Below are 23353 nucleotides of genomic sequence, written 5' to 3'. Positions count from 1 at the left end.
CGAACGGTCATCTCCGATAGTACGCAGGCCCATGCCACCGGGTAAATACCAGTCGATGCAGGCATTTGTTTCCCGTGAGGCGCCCTATGTCGCGATGCGGGCGTCGACGCATCCACTCGTTTTGGGGCTACTCGATCTTTCGGTTTTCCAGCAGTTCGTGCAAGTCCGCGATCATCGCACGCATCGATTGATAGCGATCTTTGGGCTTTTTCTGAATCGCTCGCATCACGATCGCGTCGGCCGCCGCGGGGATCTCGCGATCGGGAGACCGTTCGCTTGGCGGGGGAGGATCGACGTTTTGGATGTTGTCGAACGTTTCGTTGATGTTACGGCCACGGAAGGGTTCGCGTATTGCAAGCATTTCGTAGAGGACGATCCCCATGCTGAAAATATCGCTCCGCTCGTCGAGGTACTTGTAGCCGCGAACCTGTTCGGGGGACATATATAAGGGGGTCCCTGGACGTTGCCCCCCTCCGGTTAGGGTTCGCAACTGCATCTCTTCGTCCTCCGCGTCTTCGCGGCGGAACACAAACGATTCCGATTCATCGGAGTGCCCCCAGACTTTTGCGACGCCCCAGTCCAAAAGGATCACTTCGCCGAAATTGCCGATCCAGATGTTCTCGGGTTTGACGTCGCGGTGGATCACACCACGAACATGAGCGTAGGCGAGCGCTTGGGCGGCGGAAATCGCAATTTCGAGACGTCGCTGCAGCGAATAGGCTTCGGCGGTCGCTTCGTCTCCCATCGCAATCCGTTTGAGCGCCTGGAAGAAGTTTTCTCCCGAGATCCGCTTCATCGTGAAATAGATCCCGATTTCCGGATCGTGTCCAATTTCGTAGACCGGCACGGTGTTGGGATGCTGAAGCATCGCGGTGATTCGCGCTTCGCGGAGGAACCGACGATTTTCCTTCGGATCGTGGATGAATTTCGACTGTAACGTCTTCATCACGACCAATCGATTGACTACCGTGTCCCAGCAGGATCGCAGCTTCCCGCTTCCCCCTTCGGCCATGTCTTTGAAATTCGTGTATTTCGCCAATCCAACAGGCATCGGATCGGGGAGCCGATGATCGGTCGCCGAGAGCACGATACCGGTCGAGGTGTGATCAGCCATCTGAAATTCCGTTTCGCCCTAGAACAAAAAAACCGACCGCCCAGGCTTTGGGCGATCGGTTCTAGTTTAACGATTTTTCTAGACAGCGTTATGCCGTTACAGGCAGCTTGGCGCTCTTAACTGTCGCAATAATTGCGCTAGCAACCATATAAGGATCCGCGTTCGAAGCGGGGCGTCGGTCTTCCAACCAGCCCTTCCAGCCGTGCTCGACGGTGAAAATTGGGATCCGGATCGACGCGCCACGGTCCGAAACGCCATAGCTGAACTTGTCGATCGACTGCGTTTCGTGCAGGCCGGTCAAGCGTTGGTCGTTGTCAGCACCGTAAACATCGATGTGCTCTTTGATGCGTGGTTCGAAAGCTTGGCAAACCGCTTCGTAGATTTCTTGGCTGCCGCAGGTGCGGAGCAAGGAGTTGCTGAAGTTGGCGTGCATGCCGCTGCCGTTCCAGTCGCCCTTGACCGGTTTGCAGTGGTAATTGATTTCCAGGCCGTGCTTTTCAGCTGTGCGATCCAACAGGTAACGGGCCAACCAAATTTGATCGCCAGCGTCGCGTGCGCCCTTGGCGAAGATTTGGAATTCCCATTGTCCCAACATCACTTCGGCGTTGATGCCTTCGACGTTCAGGCCTGCTTGCAAGCAGATTTCCAGGTGTTCTTCGACGATGTCGCGACCAACCGCTCGGCCACCGCCAACGCTGCAGTAATAAGGGCCTTGAGGGGCGGGGTAGCCTTGCTCAGGGAAGCCCAGTGGCTTTTGAGTTTCGGGATCCCAGAGGGTGTATTCTTGCTCGAAACCGAACCAGAAATCGCCATCGTCATCGGCAATGGTCGATCGACCATTGGTCTTGTGCGGCGTGCCATCGCTGTTGAGCACTTCGCACATCACCAGGAAGCCTGTTCCGATACGGCCTGGATCAGGAATCACTTTCACAGGCTTGAGCAACAGGTCCGACTTGCCGCCTGTCGCTTGTTCGGTGGACGATCCATCAAATGACCACATCTTGGCGTCTTCAATGTTCCCGCTGAAATCATCTTCAATCTTAGTCTTGCTGCGGAGCGTTTGTGTTGGCTGATATCCATCGAGCCAAACGTATTCGAGTTTGCACTTGGTCATGCGGAGCTTCCCCCAAAGGAACCTAAACAAAAGAATCGAGTAACAATTCGATCGAACAATTTCGACCGATGACAAACATCCAAAAACAGGACGATTGCTCTCATTATATAAAAGCCGTCGACCCGTCGTTGTTCGTTCTCGCGTCCGCCAAAAACCGCCGAGATTTGCACATCCTTGTGCTGCTACAGATCTGTTTCGATTCATTGGGTTGCCTAGACCCTCGATCGCTTCTCTGTCGAACTAATTCACCTTAATAACTTTTTCGCTCGACTGAAAGTAGTTCTGCGCAATATTTTTCCCTTCACTGACCTCTGAGACGCCCTGGCCGGGGGTTAATGAACCATTGTGGCGGACCGTACCACTCAAGCGGTAGGATTCTGGCAGCCAAACGATCAGCGGCCGAGCTGATCCGCCAGGAACGGAGCACCGTAAATTTTTTCCAGCGCCACCCGAATTGCGGCTGCTGATACCGAAACCGCTCGTGCCTGATCGGAGGTATAGATGTAATCGGATGTCAAACTTTGGATGTTCCCGTCGAAGATCAGCCCCACCAGTTCGCCGGCCCGATTCACGACCGGGCTACCGCTGTTGCCGCCAATGATGTCCGCGGTGCAAACAAAATTCATCGGGGTTCCCCGCGGGATCGCGGCGGCCGCGCGCTGCCAGCTTTCGGGAAGTTCGTAGTCTTCCTGCCCCGCATGTTTCGCGGCGTAGTCGAAGATCCCCTCCATCTTCGTCCAGGCCGGAACCTCTACCCCGTTCTGCGAATATCCTTTGATCGTGCCGATCGCCAGCCGCAGCGAGAAGGTTGCGTCGGGGTACTTCGACGTGTTGCCGGCGGCGAGCGAAGCTTCGGTGATCTGCGTGTAAGCCTGTTTTTCCTGTTCGTCCAGTTCGTCGCGGATCTTCCGCAGCCGCTGGTATTCCCCCTGCATCGCTCGGGCCAGCAGGATCATGGGGTCTTCCGATTTGTCGATCAGCGGCGCGCCGACTTCGACGAACTGCTTCCGCGTCTCGAGGTCGCCGACCTTGGTGCCGAAGACGAGTTCGGCCGCTCGGACGTCGGGCCGCTTGCCGTCGAGAATCTCGACGACCAGCGGATCATCGCCGCCGCGACGCTCGGCCAAACGCATCAGTTCATCGGTCAATTTGACGTGCTCCAGGTCGTTGTAGATCGGCGCCGTGCTCAATAGATCCTGCAGCAGCGAATCGCGATTGGAGACGCGCAGTTCGGGCAATCGCTCGGAATTCGGCTTCTTGTCTTCAGCAGCCATCAAGACCAGCGTCTCCGCCAAATCGTACAGCCGCGAACGGAAGCCGCTGGTCTGATCGAGGATTTCGACCCGTTGTTGTTGCAGTCGAGCGATCGTTTCCCAGGCCGCTGCCGCTTCGGGCTGCTTGGACCGAACCGCTTCGAGCACCCGCTGCTGCCGACGGATTTTCTCCTGCATCGTTTGGGGATCCTGCAGTCCCGCCAACATGCCACCGTACGCTTTCCGCGAGTTCTGGATGCCGAACAGTTCGTCGCGGGCGCGGCGGGATTCCTCTTTGCCACGCAGCCCAAACTGCTGCATCAGCACCTCTTTGCGCCGCAAGTAATCAAGCACATAAGGAAGCCGGTGGTCGCGCAGGTACTTCAGCGCCTCGACAGTAAAGATCCGCTGCGTACGCCCTGGATGTCCGGAAACGAAGACCAATTCGTGCTCATTGATCTCCTTGTTGCTCCAAGGCAGGAAGTTCTCGATCTTGGCCGGTTTTCCCTGTTCGTAGACCCGCAGGATCGTGGCGTCCATGCAGTAGCGTGGGTATTCGAAGTTGTCGGCGTCGCCGCCGAAGAAGGCGATCTTGGTCTCGGGAGCCCAGACCAAGCGGACGTCGGTGTATTTTTTGTATCGATACAGGTGATATTTCGCACCGCCGAAGAGCGTTACGACATCCGACCGCAGCCCGGTCCGGTCGAGCGATTCCTTCTCGATCTCTGCGATCACAGCCCGCCGCGCGGTGACGGCGTGTTCGGGAGACATCGCCGGCGTGACCGCGGCGGCCACCTTTTCGCTGACATCGACGATCTCGACCAACTGGTTCAATTCGAGGTCGGGGGCTTTTAGTTCCTGCTCGTGCGAACGCGCAAGAAAACCCTCTTCGATCAGGTTGCGATCGGCCGTGCTCAGTTTGTGCAGCGTGTCCGAGGCGACGTGGTGGTTCGTCAACACAAGTCCATCGCTCGACACAAACGACCCCGAGCCGCCGGAGTTCAGCCGCACCGACGCCTGCATCAGTCGATTCACCCAGGCGTCATCGGCTTTGAAGCTGTAGCGATCTCGCAAGTATTCATTGGGAAGGTCGTTGAACAACCACATCCCTTCGTCGGCAAAGCTGTTGCTGGATAACAAGAAAGCGAGCACTAGAGAAACCTTGTTCATCGAAGTCGTCCATGATCCGCGGGTGGAATTGTTTTTCTTGCGACGAAGATTGGTACAATCGCATCGACAGGGCGACATTCTATCGGGTCGCTGTGCGGCTGTGAATAGAATCCGGCAGCGCCCCGCCCGAGGGCGACCGAGCGTTTGCTGAACCGGGCGCCAACGCGTGCCACGCTGATAAAACGTCCGCTCGTGTCCCAATATCAAGACTCTTCTCAATCCTCCTTGCTGGCCTGTGCTGTGGCTGTCGATTCTAAATGGTTACCGATTTCGCGAGCAGAGATCCTGCCCAAGGTGCTCGATGGCCTGCAGCAGCGGTTCATCTACAGCGACGAAATCGGTGACGTCCTCTCGGCGGCGCTCTACGAACCATGCAATCTGCTGCTGTGGGGCCCCGGCGGGCACGGCAAATCGGACATGGTCCTGGCCGCACTTCGCGCGATCGGCCTGACCGACGACGAGATCTTCATCCAATCGTTCGGGGAAGGGATGAGCGAAGATCGGCTGTGGGGCGGTCCCGACATGGCGTCGCTGGACACGTGCGTGCGGTACGACACCTCGCGATCGTTCCTCGCACCTCAATACAAAGTGGTGATCTTCGAAGAATTGTTCGACGCCCCGGCGCAGGCGCTGCTGCCGCTGAAGGATGTGCTCACGCGGCGAGTCTTTATGAATGGGCCCGATCGCGTCCCGATGCACGCCAAAGTCGTGATCGCTTGCACCAACAAAGATCCCCGCGATTTTGTCGAGGGAAACGACGCGGTCCAGGCGTTGATGGAACGCTTCCTCTTGCAAAAGGAAGTCCGTTGGCCGCAGTACGAAGAGAAGAACTACCGCGAATTGTTCGCCAAAGTCCACCCAAACGCATCGGCCGCCGGGTACGAGTTGCAGCGTTTGCTCAGCCGCGTGATCGCCGGGCTGAACGAAGAGGCGTTTACGATGTCGCCCCGGATGGCGCTGCAATCGCTGGAAGTCGTCGCCAATTGCGCGAGGATTCGGGGCGACAACCTGATCACCGCCGACGCGTTCCAGAGCATTCGTTTTGTCCAAGGGATGCAGTCCTATACCGCGGATCTAACTCGCAAGATCGAGAAGCAGCTGCCCAGCGGGGCAATCAAGTTGAAGCTGGAAGCGAGCGACCTCCGCGACGCGAGCGAAGATCCGCTGCGGACGCCGCGGGCCGAGATCCCGACCGTGATCTCCAAAAGTCTCAAGTCACGCTACATCCACTGTGACGAGATCATCCAAGTCCTCACGCACGCGTTCTACCAACCGTGCAACGTCTTGTTGTGGGGGCCCGGCGGGCACGGCAAGTCGGACATGGTGATGACCGCGCTGCGCAAGCTGGGGTATGGCGAGGAGGAGATCTTCCTGCAGTCGTTTGGCGAAGGGATGAGCGAGGATCGGCTGTGGGGCGGCCCCGATATCTCCAAACTGGACGAGTGCCTTGAATACGATACGGATCGATCTTTCCTGCCGTATGAGATGGTGGTGCTGGAGGAGATCCTCGACGCTTCGTCGCAGGCGCTGCTGCCGCTGAAAGACGTCCTGACGCGGCGGACGTTCATGAACGGCAGCCGCCCGGTGCCGATGAAAAGCAAGGTGATCATCGCCTGCACCAATAAGGATCCCCGCGAATTCGCCAAGGACAGCGACGCGATCAAAGCACTGCTCGAACGATTCCCCTTGCAACTGGAGGTCCGTTGGCCATCGTACGTGCAATCGGATTACGAAGCGTTGTTCGCCAAATCGCAGCCCGACGCAAGCAGCGACAAACGGAAGCTGCAGCGGATCTATGCGCATGTGATCGCCAGTCTGAACGACGAACGCGAGGCCGGATTTAAGGTGTCGCCACGGATCGCGTTAGGGGGGCTGCGACTGGCGGTCAACAGCGTCGGGCGACATGGGCGGAAACGGATGATCGTTGAGGACATCCTGACGATTCGCAACGTGCAGGGGATGGAATCGTACAAGCGGGACGTGGAATCGCTGATCCGGTCGGCGTTGCTGGAAGGGGGGATCGAGGTCTTGTTGAGCGATATCGACGAGCGGGCGATCAAGCTGCGAGGGGAGATGGATGCGATCAACGCAAAATTTGACGCCGCTAGAACCTTTGAAGGCGAAGCCCGCAGCGAGATGAACGACCTGGCGATCGAAGCGATGATCGAATTGATCAGCAGCGTCGACCGGCTGCGGATGGAGCTGGTTCAGATCGTCGTCACCGACCCCAAATTGATCCAATGGAAAAAGTTGTCGGAAAAAAATGTCGAGGAATTGGCCGACGAGATCGAAGCGGGGACGTGACACCGCCGAACAAGAGTAGGGACAGTCGCGATAAAACGGCTGGTGCCGGATTGGCCGATTTTGATTTGCCTTGCTTTTCCGGTTCACAGCCTCGCCGATCTGACAACGTTTAGCTATAATCCCTTGCTTAGCGACTTTCGATGCGGTCTGGCACCGTCGTGTGGCTGGGACCGATTCGATCGGGCCCAAATCGAACGGAAGAAAGTTCGCTTTTGTGCTCGCGAGATTGCTCGCTCCCCTCCAATTGCCTCTTGCCCCAATTCAACGCATGGTGTCCGAGAAAATCCCGTCCGCTGCCCCTTCGCGACTCGCTGCCCTCTGCATCCCGTTGCGGCTGGCCACAGGTTGGGGGCCCTACCCCAAGAAACTGAGCCTTCTAGCAGCGTTGATGCTGGTCCTGCTGCGACTCTCCATCGGCTGGCAGTTCTACAGCGAAGGGACTGACAAAATCCAAAACGGCTTCGATTCGAGCCGCTTCCTGAGCGCTGCTCGAGGCCCGTTCGCCGATCACTTCCACAGCGTCGTCTGGGACCGCGACGGCGGCCTGCGATTGGACGACGAAGCGACTCAGCGACGTTGGCAATGGTACCGCAACACCGCCGGTTCGCACTTCGGCTTCGACGATGCTCAGCAAAAGCAAGCCGATCAAGTGCTCAAGCGAACCCTGAACCAATATCAATTTGTCCTCGACAACAACGTCGATGAACTGGCCGAAGTCGATTTCGGTCGGCAACGCCTGGCCGATTTGGCGGCGCGTCCGGAGCGGAACGACGTCGCGAGCCTGATCGGACAAAAAGAAACAATCGAGCGAGAATGGCGACAAAAACTGGACCCGATCTTGAGCGAGGTGGATAATGCATGGGAGAACCTGGAACGCGATATGAACGCCGTTGCCAGCGACGACCAACTGCGCCGCCACGGTCATCTGGAACTGCCGCCACTTCGCGATCAACGGATCGACACCACCGTGATGGACAAGTTTGTCCCATGGTTCGATTGCACGATCGGCGTTTTGCTGATCTTGGGGCTGTTTACTCCAGTGGCTGCACTTGCCGCCGCGGGGTTCCTGTTTTCGGTCTTCCTGAGCCAGTTCCCACCGGCGACGGGACCTACCTCCACGTATTACCAATTGATTGAATCGATGGCCTGCTTGGTCATCGCTTCGACCGGAGCCGGACGATTCGCCGGCCTCGATTCCATCATCCATGCTGCCTTCCACCGAGGCCGCTCCCACGAACAAGGGTGATCCCCATGGTCGATAAACTATCCGACGAAGCACGCCAAATCGGTAGTGCCAACTATTACGAAGCCGTTGGCGTCACGCGACGCGATTTCCTGCAGGGCGTTGTCGCTGCGGGAGCTGTCAGCGGTGCCGGCCTCGGCGCGATGTACTTCGGTTACGACAAGGTCACCGACCCGGTCCGCATCGGCGTGATCGGAACCGGCGATGAAGGAAGCGTCCTGATCGGCGGCTGCAACCCCGACTACGTGACCGTCAAAGCGATCTGCGACATCCGCCCCTACAACGTCCACCGGGCGTTCCATGGCGACGTCAGCAGCCCCGCCGCCCAAGCCGCCCGGCCTGGCCTGATCAAGCAATACGGCTACAAGAGCGAAGCCGAAGCACGCAAGGAAGTCCAGGTTTACGACAGCAGCAACGGTGGCATCCAGGCGATTCTGGACGACCCCGATATCGAAGCGATCATCATCGCGTTGCCGTTGTTCCTGCACGCTCCGGTTGCCATCCAAGCGATGATGCGCGGCAAGCACGTGCTGACTGAAAAACTGATGGCACACAGCGTCGCGCAGTGCAAAGCGATGGCGCGCGGTGCTCAGGAAATGACCACCAAGGGAGGCGATCCGCTTCACTTGGCGACCGGTCACCAACGTCACTACAGCGTCAAATACGACAACGCGATCAACCTGATGCGTTGGGGGATGTTGGGCCAGATCCACCACATCCGCGCTCAATGGCACCGTGGCAACGTCCCGGGTGCCGACAGTTGGAAGATGCCGCTGCCAGGTGGCGAAGCGATCAACGGAACCAGCAAGCGATACGACAAGATCGCCGACCAGTTGGGCAGCATGAAGCGTAAGCTGGACGCCGAGACCGATCCCGCAACGGCGGAACTGTGGGCCAAGAAGATCGCCCAGTGGGAAGCGTGGGATGCCGACAAGGGTGTCGACGCATCGGGCCACGGATACGAAGACGGTTCTATCGGCGATCGCGTTCGCCCCGCCCTGGAAGAACTGTGCCGCTGGCGTTTGTTCGACCGCACCGGTGGTGGACTGATGGCCGAACTGGGCAGCCACCAGTTGGACGCTGCCACGATCTTCCTCAGCTCGCTGCGGAACGATGGCAAGAAGGCGCACCCGTTGAGCGTTTCCGCCGTCGGTGGTCGTCACATCTTCCCACACGATCGCGACGTCGACGATCACGTCTACTGCATGTTCGAATTCCCTGGTCCAGAATACGACCCGAAGTTCGGCATCAAGTACTACGACCGCGTCGAAAACTACCCGAACCCTAAGGGGGAGATCGAAGGTTACAACACCGACCCCTCCAAGAAGGTTGTCGTTACCTATTCGACGATCAACGGCAACGGTTTCGGCGGTTACGGCGAAGTTGTGATGGGTACCAAGGGAACGCTGGTTCTCGAGAAAGAGAAAGACGTTTACCTGTACAAGGACAGCAACACGTCGGCCAAAGTGGGCGTCAAGAAAGATGGCGACATGGCGGCGATGGACACCCAGGCCAGCGGAAGCATGGCCGCACCGGTGGCCCAAGCTGCCGACAGCGGTCCCGTCAGCCGTGGTTACAACGAAGAGATCGAGCACTGGGCGTATTGCATCCGCAATCCGTCGCCAGAAAATCGCCCGCGTTGCTACCCCGAGGTGGCGATGGGCGATGCTGTGATCGCGTTGTCGACCAACGTTGCGATCAAGAACGCTAACCAAGGCAAGGGCGGTTACCTGCAGTTCGACCCCGAGTGGTTCGAGCGCGACAGCGACAAGACCCCCGATGGCAGCGATGTGGCTGCGGAAATGAAGGCCTTGAAGGACTGGAAGCCCGTCTAGTTCGCGGCTTGCCAGAGAGTTGAATCAACCGGATTCGATCCGGTTGCGAAGCGCCGGGGCAATCGCCCCGGCGACCGCCTGTCGATAGCGGTTTGCGGCTGAGGGATCGGTTTTGCTACGATTGGGCTGATGAGCAGTTGGACGACGCAGCCGATTTTTGATTCGCTCGGGCTGATCGGCCTGGTGGCGATCCTCTTTGTGCTCACGACACTTCTTGTCGTTCCGCAATCGACTCAGCTGACGCAACGTCGGCGACGCACCCTGATCGGGCTGCGGTTAGTCGCCGCCACCGTCTTGGTCCTGGCGCTGCTGCGGCCAACGCACGTCGTCACGCTCCAACAACCCGCCGCCGCCACGCTCGCGATTCTGTTAGACGGTTCGCGCAGCATGACCCTTCCCGCCGGCGGCACCAGGTCGCGCTGGCAATCGCAGAGCGAAGTTTGGCAACGGATCGCGCCGATGCTCGACAGCGGCGACCCGACGCTAAAAACCGCCGTCTACGAATACTCCGGCGACCTTTCACCTCTCGACCCAGCGACCGGCGCGGTCGATGCGTTTCTAAAATCGCAGCCCGAGGGAAAACAGACCGATCTAGCGGCAGCCCTTCGCGACACGATCACCCGCGCCGCCGGCAGCCCGCTGGCCGGGATTGTCCTGATCGGCGACGGAACCCAAACCGCGGATATCGACATCGGCCCGCAAGCGGTGGCGCAAACGCTCGCCTCGCTGGAGGTGCCGCTGTGGACCGTCCCGATCGGCCCCAGCCAAGACACCTCCGCCGCCCGCGACGTCGCGATCGACGGGATGCCCGACCAGTTCAGCGTCTTCGCCAAGAATCTGTTCCAGGTCACGGCCACGCTCTCCGCCCAGGGACTCGACAACCGCTCGATTCCGCTGCGGTTGATGCTAACCAACGCGCAAGGTGAGACCGAGGAGATCGCCCAGCGGGAGATCGTCGCCCGGGGAGGCGATGACGATCAGCGGATCGCGATCGAACTGCCCGCCCCCGCGCCGGGCAACTACCGGCTGGACCTGATCGCTGAGCCGCAAGATGGCGAGATTCTTACCGACAACAATCGCCAAACCGCCTTCCTCGATGTCCGCGATGTCGGCGGCCGGGTTCTCTATTTGGAAGGACAACCGCGGCCGGAACAGTTGTTCCTGCGACGCAGCATCGCCGCCTCGGCCGATTTCGAACTCTCGTTCCAGTGGATCGAACGAATCGGGCAGGGGAAAAACTGGCCCGTCGATCTGGGAACCGCGTTTGAGCCCGATCGCTACGACATCTACATCCTGGGCGATCTCGATTCGCAGGCGCTTGGCGAGAAGCAACTGCAGGCGCTCCGCCAACGGATCGATGAGGGAGCGGGCCTGTTGACGCTCGGGGGCTTCCACAGCTTCGACGCCGGCGGTTACGGCAGCTCTCCCCTGGCCGACGTCCTTCCCGTCAAAACCTCTCCCGATCGCCGCCAGTCGTATGGCCAGCCCCCCGACCCGCAGCTGCAGATCGAGGGCCCGCTGCCGGTCCGGATCACCCGCCCCCACCCGATCAACCAGCTTGCCGCTGGCGGCCCCCAGCAGGCCGCCTGGGACCAGCTGCGTCCGCTCAAGGGAGCGAACCGCTTGCTGGGCCCCAAGCCAATTCCTGGGGTCGAGGTGCTGCTGGAAACTCCCTCCGAGGAGCCCCTGCTGGTGATCGGCGATTTCGGCAACGGCCGCTGCGCCGCCTTTGCCGGCGACAGCACGTGGCAGTGGTGGCGTCAGGGGGAACGAGAGCTGCACCAGCGGTTCTGGCGACAGGTGTTGCTGTGGCTGATGCGGCGCGAACTCGCCTCCCCCGACCAGATCGACTTACAGATGGACCGCCGCCGCTTCGCCGCCGATATCGAAGTGCAGTTCCAGGCGAGTCTCGGTGGCGACGCGGACGATGCGGCCGAGCGAAAACTGACGGTCCAGGTGATCGATTCCGCCGACAAAGCGATCGACGTCCCCGTCGCGAAAAGCGACGCACAGGCGGGGGGAGCGACTGCCTGGACCGGCAAGCTGCCCGAACTGGCCGACGGCATGTATCGCTTGCGAGCGAAAGATACGACCACCGGCAGCAAGATCGAGCCCCAAGAGCTCGCCTTTCAAGTTGCGTCGATCGACCGCGAACTCAGCCGCCCGGTTGCCGATATCGCTCAGATGCAGCAACTGGCTCAGGTCACATCGGAGATCGGTGGACGTTCGATCCCTCCCGAGCAGATCGAATCGCTCCGCGAACTGATCGCTCAAAACCGTCAACGATCGGTCTCGCCGGTCGTGCAGCAATGGCGTCTGGGGGACGAACCGGTCAGCGGTTGGCTGACGATGCTGATCTTCGGCGGGCTGCTGACCAGCGACTGGGTGCTACGGAAGCGCTGGGGAATGGTCTGACGGACGGCCCGATGGCTCCCAGCACCAGCGGCTGAGAGCACTCTCCGCGACCAAGCAGTGGCTGATCAGATCACGTTCGTTTTCCGCTGCTGCGCCGTCGCCTCCATCGATGGACTGCAATCGGTCAGCTTCAGGAATTGCGAACTTTCAATATCGTAAGCGAACACCTGGCCTGTTTCGATTTTGTAGACCCACCCATGCAAATGCAGATCGCCTCTGGCAAGTCGAGCTGCGACTGCCGGTAGGGTGCGGAGGTTTTCGAGCTGAACGAGAACGTTCTCCTCGACCGTCGCACTTAACAACCGATCTCCTTCGAGTTCGCTGTAGTTCTCTTTCATGATCCGCCGCGTGGCGTCGGCATTCGACAGCCAATCGGCGACGGCAGGCATTTCGACAACTTGTTCCGGATCGAGCAGCCCCTTCATCGCACCGCAGTGGGAGTGGCCGCAGACGATGATGTCCTTCACGTTCAGGCCCGCGACTGCGAATTCGATCGTTGCCGCTTCACCTCCACCGGCCCCGTGGGGCGGCACGATGTTCCCTGCGTTTCGCAGGATGAACAGATCGCCTGGCTGAGTGCGGGTCAATAGCGTCGGATCGATCCGCGAATCGGAACAGGTGATGAATAAGGTCTCGGGGGACTGTCCTTTGGCCAGTTGTTCAAACAGTCCCTGCAGCGGAACGAAGCTCTCACGCTGAAATTGATGGATTCCTTCGATTAACTTCTGCACGTTCGACCTCGATTCATAACAGGCGTCATAACTTTGGGAGCATTCACACGAATTGGATCGTCCGTGAACCACCAGTTTTTACGCAGGAGGGCGAAGTGGCAAGAGGCTCCAGCGAACCGACCGCGCATTCGGTCAAATGAATTTGAAATCGCGGCACAAACAGGCTGGAATGCGTCCTTCCGTGTGACGAAAAAAAAGGTCGCCCAAGCGTTCGCTTGGGCGACCCCAACCATGCAAAGATGGCTAGACGCTGATGCTATTTAGTGCAGCAAGTTGCATTGCACTGGTCGCTACATTGGCAGGGGCCACCAACATCGCATGCGCACTGCTTTTCATCGCAAGCACACGACTCGCACGTGCAGCCTTCGCCACAGCAAACGCAGGGGGCGGCTACAGAGGATTGAGCGAACGGGGCGACGGCGATTCCGCCAACCAATGCGAGACCAAGAAACATAAGCTTAAACATAGGAAATTCTCCAAACTGAAATGTAGTTGTTAAAAACAGACTGACTTCAGGATGGAGGCCTATTTCCGCCAAACGCACAACGTCGCCTGCCGCTGGTTATGACACCAGGGGAGCGGAGCAAAAGAGGAATCGATCGCAGCGAGAGAGGTAAGTGGCGGCACATTCGGCACAAACGCCGCCCAGGCGACAGGGGGAACCTGCACGGGCGTGCTGGTTTCACTGGGCACCGCGGGCTCGCCCGCTCTTGGGGCAGAGAGATCGCAGCACGAATTGCAACCTTCGCCCAGCATGCGGTCGCAGCACGAACGCTCTGCCGTCGCAGGTCGCTCGCAGCAGCACGATCCCAGATCGGGCTGAGGCGCACAGCATGCCAGAGGCGACAGCTCGACAGCGCACCGGCAGCTAGAGATCCCAGGAACTGGAATCGCTATCGCGAGGCAGATAACTGCCACGAAAAGAGAGCGAAGTGCGATCATGTTTTTATGGTATGACGCGCTCAACAGAGAATCAAGCTCGAAATGTCGCGCGACCGTGTGCCGACACGCGTTCCCGATCGGTTCAGTAGGTTATGCCAAGCACGAGGCCAGCTTGGGTTCGCTTTGCGTCAAAGTCCTGGTTGTCGGAAGCAAAGCGATCGTGCCCGCCGACCAGCGAGAGGGCGACCAAGTCGCTGAACATCCATCGCAACTTGCCGCCGGCGCGCCAGGTCAATTCATCGCGGTCGGGGGTGCCGGTGAAGTCGGCATAGTTGCGGTAGCCAATCCCCACGCTTGGGATGAAGCTCAGGCGTCGACCAAACTGAAACGTCGCATCGGAATGTCCATTGATCGCGGAATAGCGATAATCGTCCCCTTCGGTGTTGGCGTATTCCAGATCGATTCCACTGCTCCAGGTGGGCAGCCAGTCGATGCCGGTTTGCGAAAAACGACTAAGTCCACCGCTGATCGCCGCCCCATCAAGCGAGGTGGCTGAAGGGTTGATTCCGTCGTCCTTAAACTGCGACACACCTGTCGCCAGGTAGGCGTAGAACACATCCAGATCGGGGCGAATCATGATCACCGACGCTGTCACAGAATGGCGGTCGTCGACATGTTCGCCCCCCAGCAGATCCAGCGCGTAGACGTAATCAAGCCGCGCGATCAGGTCGTTTTCACCCCAGCAAAAATCGCGTTCGATAAAAGCACCCGGTTGCCCGCTGGTTAGGTCCAGGTCGCTTTGATGGGCTTCGTTGACCGTAAAGTATCCGCGTGCCAGCGGACCGGCACGCCATGAGTCGCGGCGGATGGCGATCCATTCCAGTTCCGGGTTGATAAAGCCTTGAAAGCTTTCCGCACTGTTCGACGCCAGCTCTCGGCTGACCGGCGTCAAGCTGACGTTTGTGTTGTATAAGACTCCCAGCTCCAACAGCACCCGCAACCGCTTCGGTGTCGGACTGATATCGCTACGCACCTGTTCCAGCCGACGATCCAATTCCTCTTCGCCGTCAAACGTCTGGATCTGGTAACTGACCGGCTCGACATCGACCGCCGCGGCGCCGCTTTCTATCGATGTCTTGTTGGATGCAAACTCAGCAGGCGCGCTGCCGCGATTCCCCGCCGGATGCACCTGCCCCGAGGGACTTGCCGAAGGAGGTCGTTGGGCAAAGCCGCCAGCATGAAGCTGCTCGGCGTAGTCGCTTGCCGGTGCCAGTAAAACGCACTGCTGTGCATGGTAGGGGGCCGCCGGATCGCCGATGGCATGCAGCAGTTGACAGATGTCGAAATGCGAGGCGGCGTTTTCGGGATCGATCCGAAGCGATTGACTGTAGGCATTGATCGCGGCTTCCGAATTCCCTGCCTTTGCCTCCACTTTCCCCAGCAAACGCCATGAATCACTATGCCCCGGATTCTGTTGCGTGCGCGCCCGCACGATCGCCAGCATGGCATCGGCGGGAGTCTGTGATGCGCCGCTATCCGCTGGCTGCTGCCCAAACAAACCAGACGACCGACACGCGATCCCGAGAAACAGGACCATGCCTAGCAACGCTGCGCCACCTACCCTTGGAAACGCTCTTGCTCCAAGCCGATTCGATGCCTGCCTGTCGTACTGCGCGGTGTCTCGCCGGACGGTTGCACGATAGTGGATGTTCAATCGGTTCTCTCTTTCGCTTGACTCGCTGGTTCGCGTATAGGAAGAAGCGGACAGGCTGGTGCCCGACTCGGACGGTACTGCTTTTTCACCCCATAAAGCCATGGCGATTCGTCATGCAATCACATCTTCCACGAACATGTGGTTGGGCATTTTGGCGTGGGGAAAACCTATCCATCGATCTGCGGCCGACGACGGGTGGTCAGTGTGGCGAACTCGCAGGGTTGCAAACGTTCAGTAGCGAAGGAGATCCGAAGATGAGAATCACTTGCATCGCAGTGGCAACACTTGCATCGATGGCATGCCTCACGCAGTTTGCCACTGCCCAATTGCCTGGCGGACTGGGATCGGGTGCCTCGGGTGCTGCCAGCGCAGCGGCGGATGCTGCCCGCGCCCAGGCCCAGGTACAACAGCGCGTTCAGGCTCAGATCCAACAGCGCGTGCAGACGCAAGTTCAAGCCAACATCCAGTCCAACATCCAGGCACAGATCCAAACTCGAATCCAAGCCGAAGCCAACCGGGCCGCCGAGATCGCGATGCGCGCCTCGGCTCGCGCCGCTGATCGCGCGCAGGCCACCGTCGCCAACGCACCCAATGGCGTTCAGTTGGGCGTGGGGGTCCAAGCCAACACCGGGACCGACGCCAACGTTGCGGGAAATCGGACGCGATTCAACTCGAGCGGACAGCTGAGTCTGCAGGCGGGCGCGTCGCTGCCACCTGGAGTCACGCAAGCGGATGTTGCGATCTATGACAGCATCTTCGGCCAGTTCAATCCGCTGCGACAAGCGCCAAGCGATCGCCCGACTGCCGCACCTGCAACCGCACCGGAAAGCGGCCGCCAACGCGACGCCGCCAACGAAAAGGGGACTGGAAACGTCGCAAGCACCAACGATCAGCGCCCTTCGCATGCCGGCGGACTGCTCAACGCAAACCTCGACTTCGCGACGCGCGTCCATATCGCGGCACGCCAACGACGTGCCGAGATCTCACAGATTCGCGACCACGCGATCGAAACCGGGAGCGCCGAACTGCTGATGCAAGCCGATCAATTGGAGACTCGTTTGAACGCATTTGCTCAAGCCCAAACACAGCTGCAATCCCGACTGCAGACGCAAGCCCAAGGCGCCGCAACCGCAGGCGTCAACGGCGCTGCACAAGCGACCAGCCGAGCCAATGCGCAGTTGGGGCAAGGCCAACCCGTTGCGCGGACTGCAGCCCGGGCAGAGACATCAGTCACCGCATCGGGCAACAGCCAATAAAACGGCGACGATCATCGGTGAAGAAACTTCCGCAGTCTGCGCCGCCGCCCCAACGCGGGGCGGCGCGGATGTCCGAAGAGCGCCGGATAAGAACACACCGAAAGTGTCGCGGCCCTAAGAACACAAGCTTGCCGCGCCGTGTTGCAGGGCAAGACACTGTTTGGATAGAAGTGCTATCGCGGCCCTGGACCGCAAACGCGGAACTCAAGCGGTGCCTTGCTTACGCAACGAACAACCATTTGCCGAAACGCTCTAGCTTTCAAAAAGGAACTGGCCCATTGTCTCGCTGAATAACTGCGACGCGATCTGCGGTCGCTAGCCCGCTCTTTGCGACGCTACCAGAAAACGGGCGGACCCACCGCGGTCCAAACGATTACTGGCGTTTGATTCGCCGCTTCGTAACAGGAAAAAATAGCAACGCAGCACAGAAAATCGCACTCACGAGCGCAACGCATTCAAGCTGGCGAACCAAAGAAACGATAAAAATGTCTCCGTTCGAGAGAGAAAGGCTGAAATATAGTTCCAAAACAGGCCAAATTCGCCTTGTCCTCGATTGCAAGATCGGTAAACTCTCGTCTTCTTAGCTGGAGTCTATCCAGCCAGCGTAGCTCAGTTGGCAGAGCAGCGGTTTTGTAAACCGCCGGTCGTGGGTTCGAATCCCTCCGCTGGCTCTTCGCCGAACTGGTTGAAGCGACAAATTGCTAAGAAAAGGTTGAGTGCCCTAGGGCGTTCAGCCGAACCAAGCAGAATTGTTTTGGGGGGTTGCCCGAGTGGTTAAAGGGGGCGGACTGTAAATCCGCTAGCTTTGCTTACACAGGTTCGAATCCTGTACCCCCCATAGGCTTGCGGAACGCACATGCGTAACATAGCGTGATGTGCGTGCGCAGGCTGACTAAATGAACGTCGCTGCCCATGTACCGCAACTGGGCCATGGCAGCCGAAAAGTGGTGACGGAAGAGGTTTGCGGGTGTAGCTCAATGGTAGAGCCACAGCCTTCCAAGCTGAAGACGAGGGTTCGATTCCCTTCACCCGCTTTCGCCATCAGCTGCTGTAGCTCAGTGGTAGAGCACTTCCTTGGTAAGGAAGAGGTCATGGGTTCAAGTCCCATCAGCAGCTCTTTGCGAATTTTATTGTATCGTTTCTGGCGGTTGACCCGAGTGTCGGGTGCAGCCAAGCGGTTCCTGGCAATTCGACGTTGTGTCGGCCGGTAACTGGACTAACACATAGAATCTTGTAGGTGAAATAAAGCGATGGCCAAGGAGACTTTTGAGCGCACAAAGCCTCACGTGAACGTGGGTACGATCGGACACATTGACCATGGCAAAACCACGACCACGGGTGCAATCCTTGCAGTTCAAGCTGCGAAGGGTTTGGCGAAAGCCAAGGGGTACTCGGATATCGCCAAGGGTGGTACCGTTCGTGACTCGACCAAAACGGTAACGATCGCCGTAGCTCACGTTGAGTACGAGACCGCTAATCGTCACTACGCCCACATCGACTGCCCGGGCCACGCTGACTTCGTTAAGAACATGATCACCGGTGCGGCTCAGATGGACGGAGCGATCTTGGTCGTTTCGGCTGCTGACGGCCCAATGCCTCAAACCAAAGAGCACGTTCTGTTGGCTCGCCAGGTAGGCGTTCCATACATCGTGGTCTTCTTGAACAAGATCGACTTGGTCGACGATCCCGAATTGTTGGAATTGGTCGAATTGGAAGTTCGCGAACTGCTTAGCAAGTACGACTTCCCAGGCGATGACGTTCCTGTGATCCAAGGTAGCTCGCTGCCTGCTTACAACAATCCTGCAGATCCCGATGCGTCGAAGTGCATCAGCGACCTGATGGACGCATTGGATCAATACGTTCCCGAACCAGCTCGTGAAGAAGATCGTCCATTCCTGATGGCGATCGAAGACGTCTTCTCGATCGAAGGTCGTGGTACCGTTGCTACCGGGCGTATCGAACGCGGCGTGATCAACGTTGGTGAAGAAGTCGAAATCGTTGGTTTCCACGAAGCCACCAAGAAGACGATCTGCACCGGTGTCGAAATGTTCCGCAAGCAAATGGACAAGGGTATCGCTGGCGATAACGTCGGTTGCCTGTTGCGTGGCGTGAAGCGTGAAGAAATCGAACGTGGACAAGTTCTCGCCAAGCCTGGCAGCATCACTCCGCACACCAAGTTCGAAGCAGAAGTTTACTGCTTGAGCAAAGACGAAGGTGGACGTCACACTCCATTCTTCAGCGGCTACCGTCCTCAGTTCTACTTCCGTACCACCGATGTTACCGGAACTGCAAACCTGGTTGGCGCCGAAATGTGCATGCCTGGCGATAACGTTAAGGTCGAAGTTGAATTGCACAAGCCAATCGCGATGGACGACGGTGTTCGTTTCGCGATTCGCGAAGGTGGGCGTACCGTTGGTTCGGGCGTTGTCACCAAGATCCTTGCCTAATTGGTAGGACGCAAGCACATCGCCACCTGGTTGACGTGTGAGCAATAAATGAAGATCATGCTAAGTGGCAATGCGATACTAAACCATCGCGGTTGCCACTTAGCTCTATGTGGACCACTTTGCGAAGAATTGGTCTGCGTTGCTAGGGGAGTAGCTCAATTGGTTAGAGCACTGGTTTCCAAAACCAGGGGTTGCGAGTTCAAGTCCCGCCTCCCCTGCTAGCATTTGCTTTGAAGGTATTTGACTGCATTCGCGGAAGAGTAAAAATCTCCGCCGCGAAATCCCGCAGCGACCTTGGCTTGCAAGCTTCTGAGCTTGGCTTGTCTATTGAGTGGTAGCGCGGTGGCAGATGTGGTCACAGCCAGAAAACAAACTTATATTGATACACGATTCGTCGGGAGTTCGCCCGGATGTCCACGGAAGTAGCCGGAAATTCAACCACCCCCTTGTTGCCTGAACTGTTCAAAGGGCAGGTTTACAAGCGAAATCAGGGGCGACTGGTACGACAGATGACCTGTCTGGCATTCTGGGTGATCGTCGCCTTGGGGTGCAAGAGTCTGCACGATACGTTGAAAGGTTTTTTCAGCGAAGAATCGGCGATGTTAGAACTGGCGATCCCGGGCATTGCTGCATTGCTTGGCTTTTGGATCTCCTTCCGGTTGGTGAATTGGCCGCGTTTTGCGGACTTTCTGATCGCCGTCGAAGCGGAGATGAACAAGGTCTCTTGGCCTAGCAAGGCCGAACTGATTCGGGCTTCGATCGTCGTGATCTTCACGATTTTTTTCCTTGCGATGTCGCTGTTTACTTTCGACATCATTTGGCGGGCAATTTTTGAGTTTATCGGCGTCGCCGCTTAACCGAATTGCGAACATAGATATAAGCATCGGGCCGATTGCTTGATGCGGACAAGAAAGGCTGAACTGCGGTGGACGGCGAAGATAAACGAGACCAGGACGAACAACTTGACGCCGCTGCGGCACCCGGGCCGGCGGAGGGTTCGTCTGACGCTCCTGCTGAATCCGAGGTCAGCGTAACCGAAGAGCTCGCATCGGGCGAAGCGGTTGGCGGTTCGGCAAAAAAGGCCGCACGCAAAGAAGAGCCCGCAGCGGATCCGATCCTCGAGGACGATTTTGAGCCGCGTGCACGGCGGATCAAAAAGCCCGAGGTCGATGTCGAAGACGAGATCCTCGATCCCGACGATGCGCCCAAGGATTGGTACATCCTGAAGGTCGCCTTCAATCGTGAAGAAACTGTCCGCGATGCGATCATCAAGCAGATCAAAATGTCCGGCATGGACGGCTACTTCGGGGAAGTGCTTGTCCCCACCGAAGACATTGTCGAGTTCAATCGCAGCGGAAAACGCAAGATCGTCAAACGGAAGCTCTATCCGGGCTACTTGATGATCTACATGCACGTCAACGACGACACCTGGTTCTTGATTCGTGATACCACGGGCGTCAGTGATTTCACCGGAACCGCGGGAAAGCCCGCGCCGATGGATCCCGCAGAAGTCGAGCGGGTGATCATGACGAATGACGACGGTGAAGATGGTGAAAAGCAACTCAAGACGTCGATACCGTTTAAGGTCGGCGAACGCGTTCGTGTGAAGGAAGGTAACTTCCAGAATCAGGAAGGCGAAGTTGAGAAACTGGATGAGGCAAACGGTCGCATCTCGGTTAATATCAATATTTTTGGCCGATCTGTGCCAGTAGAGCTTGACCATTGGCAGGTCGAACCGCTCTAGTATCCCCTCGCAGATTTGTGTAGGTGGCCAGCCGAAGCGATAGGCTTCGATTCATGGCTGGCAGTCTACGTCAGATCCCACATAAATAGTATTCCTGGCGGCAGGTTGAAGTCGGTGACGTAAACCGAGTACAGCCGCGATGGACCGCCTCGAGAAAGTAGACAACAAAAATGGCAAAGCAACTTGTTGGCCAGGCTAAATTCCAAGTGCCTGGCGGACAAGCGACTCCCGCGCCTCCCGTGGGTACGTCGCTTGGTAAGTTTGGTGTAAACCTTGGGCAGTTCGTTCAAGCGTTTAATGATCGCACCAAGGAGTACGCAGGTACCCCGATCCCCGTGATCGTTTCTGTATACAACGATCGCAGCTTCGACTTTGTCACAAAGAGCCCACCGGCGGCCTCTTTGCTGAAGCAAACCGCTGGAATCGCCAAAGGCTCTGGCGTTCCGCATAAAGACAAAGTCGCGACCGTCTCTCGTGCCCAGTGCCAAGAGATCGCCGAAAAGAAGATGGCCGATCTGAACGCACGCGACATCGATCACGCGATCCGCATGATCGAAGGTACCGCGCGAAGTATGGGAATCGACGTCGTAGGTTAAGTCGCACCATTGTGACCCTCGGTGACATCGATCGCGTTCACACGCGAAATGGATGTCGCCAGCGGTCGCGAACCTTTACGCGACCTCAACCATGGACACTCAAGGAATAAACCAAATATGCCAAAGCAATCAAAACGTTATCGCGCGTTGGCCGCCAAAGCGACGGCGGTACCAAAACCACTGGACGAGGCCGTTGTCTCGTTGAAGGAATTTAATACAACGAAGTTCGATCAAACGGTCGAAATTCACATGCGGTTGGGGATCGACCCTAACCAAGCCGATCAGATCATCCGCGGTAGCCTCGTGTTGCCTCACGGTATTGGTCGGACCCAACGCGTTGTTGTTTTCGCCAAGGGCGAAGCGGCTGAAGCGGCCAAAGCAGCGGGCGCCGATGAAGTGGGGCAAGAAGATTTGGCCAAGCGGATCAAAGACGGTTGGACCGATTTCGACGTCTGTATCGCAACACCCGACATGATGGGAGTTGTTGGTCCGTTGGGACGCGTGCTCGGACCTCGCGGTTTGATGCCAGCGCCACGTGCCGGAACGGTAACGCCAGACGCCGGTAAGGTTGTTGCGGAATATAAGGCCGGTAAGGTTGAGTTCCGAAACGACAAGGGTGGCAACGTCCACGCGGTCGTCGGTAAGTTGAGCTTCGATGCCGAGAAACTGTCCGAAAATATTCAGGCGTTTATTAGCCTTGTTGTGGGTATGAAGCCACAGACGGTCAAAGGGACCTATGTGAAGGGAATCGCGATTGCCGCGACGATGAGCCCAAGCGTTCGCGTCGCAGGTTAGGCGTTCTCGTTGGAGCACGATTGGTCGTCCGAAGCGTAGGGCTTTGGATCCGTCAAATATAAAACATTCGCAATACGGCTGATGGCGAGCTTCGGCTGCTGACAAGCTGCAAGTGAGATTGAAATATGAGTAAATTCGTTAAAGAATTGGTAACTCGCGATATCAAGAATCGTCTTGATGGAGTCGAGGACGCAGTGATCGTGAGTACGGTTGGGATGGACGCCAACACGACGTGCGAGCTTCGTGCCGAGCTGAGGCAGAAGGATATCACCATGATGGTGGTTAAGAACTCTTTGGCGCGGAAGGCCACTGAAGGAACGTCGCTTCGGCCGATGTTCGAAGGTGCCGGTGGCTCGTTGGCTGTTTGCTTCGGTGGCAGCGATTTCATTTCGTTGGCCAAAGAAGTCGTTCGGCTTGACAAAGACACCGATAAGTTCGGTAAGTTTGTTGCGGCCGGCGGCGTGATGGATGGTGAGGCTTTGGACCCCGATGGGCTCAAGGCTGTCAGCAAATGGCCTAGTCGTGAAGAGCAGATCTCGTTGCTCGTCGGGCAGATCCTTGGTCCAGGTGCAACGTTGTCTGCAGCATTGCTTGGTCCGGGTAAGACGCTTAACGGCCAGATCAAGAAGATTTCCGAAGAGGAATAAGAGTAGTAGTGTGATGGCCTTTCGAGGCGTCACGGTTTGGTCGGGATGCCATCAACGCGGTCCCGTTGGAAAGTAACCCAGCCACCCACCGGG

At 57.9% G+C, this 23353-nt stretch carries 16 protein-coding genes and 5 tRNA genes; 16 read left to right on the top strand and 5 right to left on the bottom strand.

All coding sequences use genetic code 11. From position 1 onward, the window contains the following. Nucleotides 1–127: 127 nt before the first annotated feature. The 3 genes from Poly24_RS21705 to Poly24_RS21695 all read right to left on the bottom strand — a co-directional run bounded on the left by Poly24_RS21705 (nt 128) and on the right by Poly24_RS21695 (nt 4651). On the bottom strand, nt 128–1114 hold the full coding sequence (locus tag Poly24_RS21705; RefSeq protein ID WP_145100574.1) for a serine/threonine protein kinase: 987 nt from the start codon (nt 1112–1114) through the stop codon (nt 128–130). An 88-nt stretch (nt 1115–1202) separates the two neighbouring features. Further along, nucleotides 1203–2228, bottom strand: coding sequence for a glutamine synthetase beta-grasp domain-containing protein (locus tag Poly24_RS21700; protein WP_145100572.1), 1026 nt, complete (start codon nt 2226–2228; stop codon nt 1203–1205). Between the two features lie 392 nt (nt 2229–2620). Continuing rightward, on the bottom strand, nt 2621–4651 hold the full coding sequence (locus Poly24_RS21695; protein WP_145100570.1) for a S46 family peptidase: 2031 nt from the start codon (nt 4649–4651) through the stop codon (nt 2621–2623). Nucleotides 4652–4891: 240 nt separating this feature from the next. Between Poly24_RS21695 and Poly24_RS21690 the strand changes: the two genes are divergently transcribed. The 4 genes from Poly24_RS21690 to Poly24_RS21675 all read left to right on the top strand — a co-directional run bounded on the left by Poly24_RS21690 (nt 4892) and on the right by Poly24_RS21675 (nt 12448). Beyond that, a complete protein-coding gene (locus tag Poly24_RS21690; RefSeq protein WP_145100568.1) occupies nt 4892–6955 on the top strand; it encodes an AAA family ATPase in 2064 nt (687 codons plus the stop codon). A 268-nt stretch (nt 6956–7223) separates the two neighbouring features. Next, a complete protein-coding gene (locus Poly24_RS21685) occupies nt 7224–8201 on the top strand; it encodes a DoxX family protein (RefSeq protein ID WP_145100566.1) in 978 nt (325 codons plus the stop codon). Nucleotides 8202–8206: 5 nt separating this feature from the next. Further along, nucleotides 8207–10033 (top strand): Gfo/Idh/MocA family protein, encoded by a 1827-nt coding sequence (locus Poly24_RS21680; RefSeq protein ID WP_145100564.1) that lies wholly within the window; start codon nt 8207–8209, stop codon nt 10031–10033. A gap of 129 nt (nt 10034–10162) precedes the next feature. Then, nucleotides 10163–12448 carry a glutamine amidotransferase gene (locus Poly24_RS21675; RefSeq protein ID WP_145100562.1) on the top strand — a complete coding sequence of 762 codons (2286 nt, stop codon included), beginning with the start codon at nt 10163–10165 and terminating at the stop codon, nt 12446–12448. 65 nt (nt 12449–12513) lie between these two features. Here Poly24_RS21675 and Poly24_RS21670 read toward each other — a convergent pair whose 3' ends face one another. Both Poly24_RS21670 and Poly24_RS21665 read right to left on the bottom strand, forming a co-directional pair. Next, nucleotides 12514–13179 carry a carbonic anhydrase gene (locus Poly24_RS21670; RefSeq protein WP_145100559.1) on the bottom strand — a complete coding sequence of 222 codons (666 nt, stop codon included), beginning with the start codon at nt 13177–13179 and terminating at the stop codon, nt 12514–12516. A 1024-nt stretch (nt 13180–14203) separates the two neighbouring features. After that, nucleotides 14204–15658: a hypothetical protein gene (locus Poly24_RS21665; RefSeq protein ID WP_145100556.1), complete on the bottom strand. Its 1455-nt coding sequence runs from the start codon at nt 15656–15658 to the stop codon at nt 14204–14206. Between the two features lie 371 nt (nt 15659–16029). Here Poly24_RS21665 and Poly24_RS21660 point away from each other — a divergent pair, with 371 nt between their 5' ends. The 12 genes from Poly24_RS21660 to rplJ all read left to right on the top strand — a co-directional run bounded on the left by Poly24_RS21660 (nt 16030) and on the right by rplJ (nt 23260). Next, nucleotides 16030–17031: a hypothetical protein gene (locus tag Poly24_RS21660; RefSeq protein WP_145100553.1), complete on the top strand. Its 1002-nt coding sequence runs from the start codon at nt 16030–16032 to the stop codon at nt 17029–17031. A 598-nt stretch (nt 17032–17629) separates the two neighbouring features. After that, nucleotides 17630–17702 (top strand) — tRNA-Thr (locus Poly24_RS21655). Nucleotides 17703–17787: 85 nt separating this feature from the next. After that, nucleotides 17788–17869, top strand: a tRNA-Tyr gene (locus Poly24_RS21650). 125 nt (nt 17870–17994) lie between these two features. Further along, nucleotides 17995–18065, top strand: a tRNA-Gly gene (locus Poly24_RS21645). A 10-nt stretch (nt 18066–18075) separates the two neighbouring features. Next, a tRNA-Thr gene (locus Poly24_RS21640) sits at nt 18076–18147 on the top strand. 134 nt (nt 18148–18281) lie between these two features. Beyond that, a complete protein-coding gene (gene tuf / locus Poly24_RS21635) occupies nt 18282–19478 on the top strand; it encodes an elongation factor Tu (RefSeq protein WP_145100551.1) in 1197 nt (398 codons plus the stop codon). 144 nt (nt 19479–19622) lie between these two features. Continuing rightward, nucleotides 19623–19696, top strand: a tRNA-Trp gene (locus tag Poly24_RS21630). A 192-nt stretch (nt 19697–19888) separates the two neighbouring features. After that, nucleotides 19889–20335, top strand: a complete 447-nt coding sequence (gene secE / locus Poly24_RS21625; protein WP_145100548.1) for a preprotein translocase subunit SecE — start codon at nt 19889–19891, stop codon at nt 20333–20335. Nucleotides 20336–20403: 68 nt separating this feature from the next. Continuing rightward, nucleotides 20404–21222 carry a transcription termination/antitermination protein NusG gene (gene nusG / locus Poly24_RS21620; protein WP_145100545.1) on the top strand — a complete coding sequence of 273 codons (819 nt, stop codon included), beginning with the start codon at nt 20404–20406 and terminating at the stop codon, nt 21220–21222. A gap of 170 nt (nt 21223–21392) precedes the next feature. Then, nucleotides 21393–21818 (top strand): 50S ribosomal protein L11, encoded by a 426-nt coding sequence (rplK, locus tag Poly24_RS21615; protein WP_145100542.1) that lies wholly within the window; start codon nt 21393–21395, stop codon nt 21816–21818. A 117-nt stretch (nt 21819–21935) separates the two neighbouring features. Beyond that, nucleotides 21936–22613, top strand: a complete 678-nt coding sequence (gene rplA / locus Poly24_RS21610) for a 50S ribosomal protein L1 (protein WP_145100539.1) — start codon at nt 21936–21938, stop codon at nt 22611–22613. Between the two features lie 125 nt (nt 22614–22738). Further along, nucleotides 22739–23260 carry a 50S ribosomal protein L10 gene (gene rplJ / locus Poly24_RS21605; RefSeq protein ID WP_145100537.1) on the top strand — a complete coding sequence of 174 codons (522 nt, stop codon included), beginning with the start codon at nt 22739–22741 and terminating at the stop codon, nt 23258–23260. Nucleotides 23261–23353 lie beyond the last annotated feature (93 nt).

The sequence above is a fragment of the Rosistilla carotiformis genome, from assembly GCF_007753095.1.
GTDB lineage: Bacteria > Planctomycetota > Planctomycetia > Pirellulales > Pirellulaceae > Rosistilla > Rosistilla carotiformis.
Note: the sequence above shows the minus strand (reverse complement) of the source record. Positions and strands in the feature narration are given on the sequence as shown.

What these genes read in the sequence shown, in the direction of transcription:
- Poly24_RS21705 (WP_145100574.1), bottom strand. Translation starts at nt 1,114, where the DNA reads ATGGCTGATCACACCTCGACCGGTATCGTGCTCTCGGCGACCGATCAT.
- Poly24_RS21700 (WP_145100572.1), bottom strand. Translation starts at nt 2,228, where the DNA reads ATGACCAAGTGCAAACTCGAATACGTTTGGCTCGATGGATATCAGCCA.
- Poly24_RS21695 (WP_145100570.1), bottom strand. Translation starts at nt 4,651, where the DNA reads ATGAACAAGGTTTCTCTAGTGCTCGCTTTCTTGTTATCCAGCAACAGC.
- Poly24_RS21685 (WP_145100566.1), top strand. Translation starts at nt 7,224, where the DNA reads ATGGTGTCCGAGAAAATCCCGTCCGCTGCCCCTTCGCGACTCGCTGCC.
- Poly24_RS21680 (WP_145100564.1), top strand. Translation starts at nt 8,207, where the DNA reads ATGGTCGATAAACTATCCGACGAAGCACGCCAAATCGGTAGTGCCAAC.
- Poly24_RS21675 (WP_145100562.1), top strand. Translation starts at nt 10,163, where the DNA reads ATGAGCAGTTGGACGACGCAGCCGATTTTTGATTCGCTCGGGCTGATC.
- Poly24_RS21665 (WP_145100556.1), bottom strand. Translation starts at nt 15,658, where the DNA reads ATGGTCCTGTTTCTCGGGATCGCGTGTCGGTCGTCTGGTTTGTTTGGG.
- Poly24_RS21660 (WP_145100553.1), top strand. Translation starts at nt 16,030, where the DNA reads ATGAGAATCACTTGCATCGCAGTGGCAACACTTGCATCGATGGCATGC.
- tuf (WP_145100551.1), top strand. Translation starts at nt 18,282, where the DNA reads ATGGCCAAGGAGACTTTTGAGCGCACAAAGCCTCACGTGAACGTGGGT.
- secE (WP_145100548.1), top strand. Translation starts at nt 19,889, where the DNA reads ATGTCCACGGAAGTAGCCGGAAATTCAACCACCCCCTTGTTGCCTGAA.
- rplK (WP_145100542.1), top strand. Translation starts at nt 21,393, where the DNA reads ATGGCAAAGCAACTTGTTGGCCAGGCTAAATTCCAAGTGCCTGGCGGA.
- rplA (WP_145100539.1), top strand. Translation starts at nt 21,936, where the DNA reads ATGCCAAAGCAATCAAAACGTTATCGCGCGTTGGCCGCCAAAGCGACG.
- rplJ (WP_145100537.1), top strand. Translation starts at nt 22,739, where the DNA reads ATGAGTAAATTCGTTAAAGAATTGGTAACTCGCGATATCAAGAATCGT.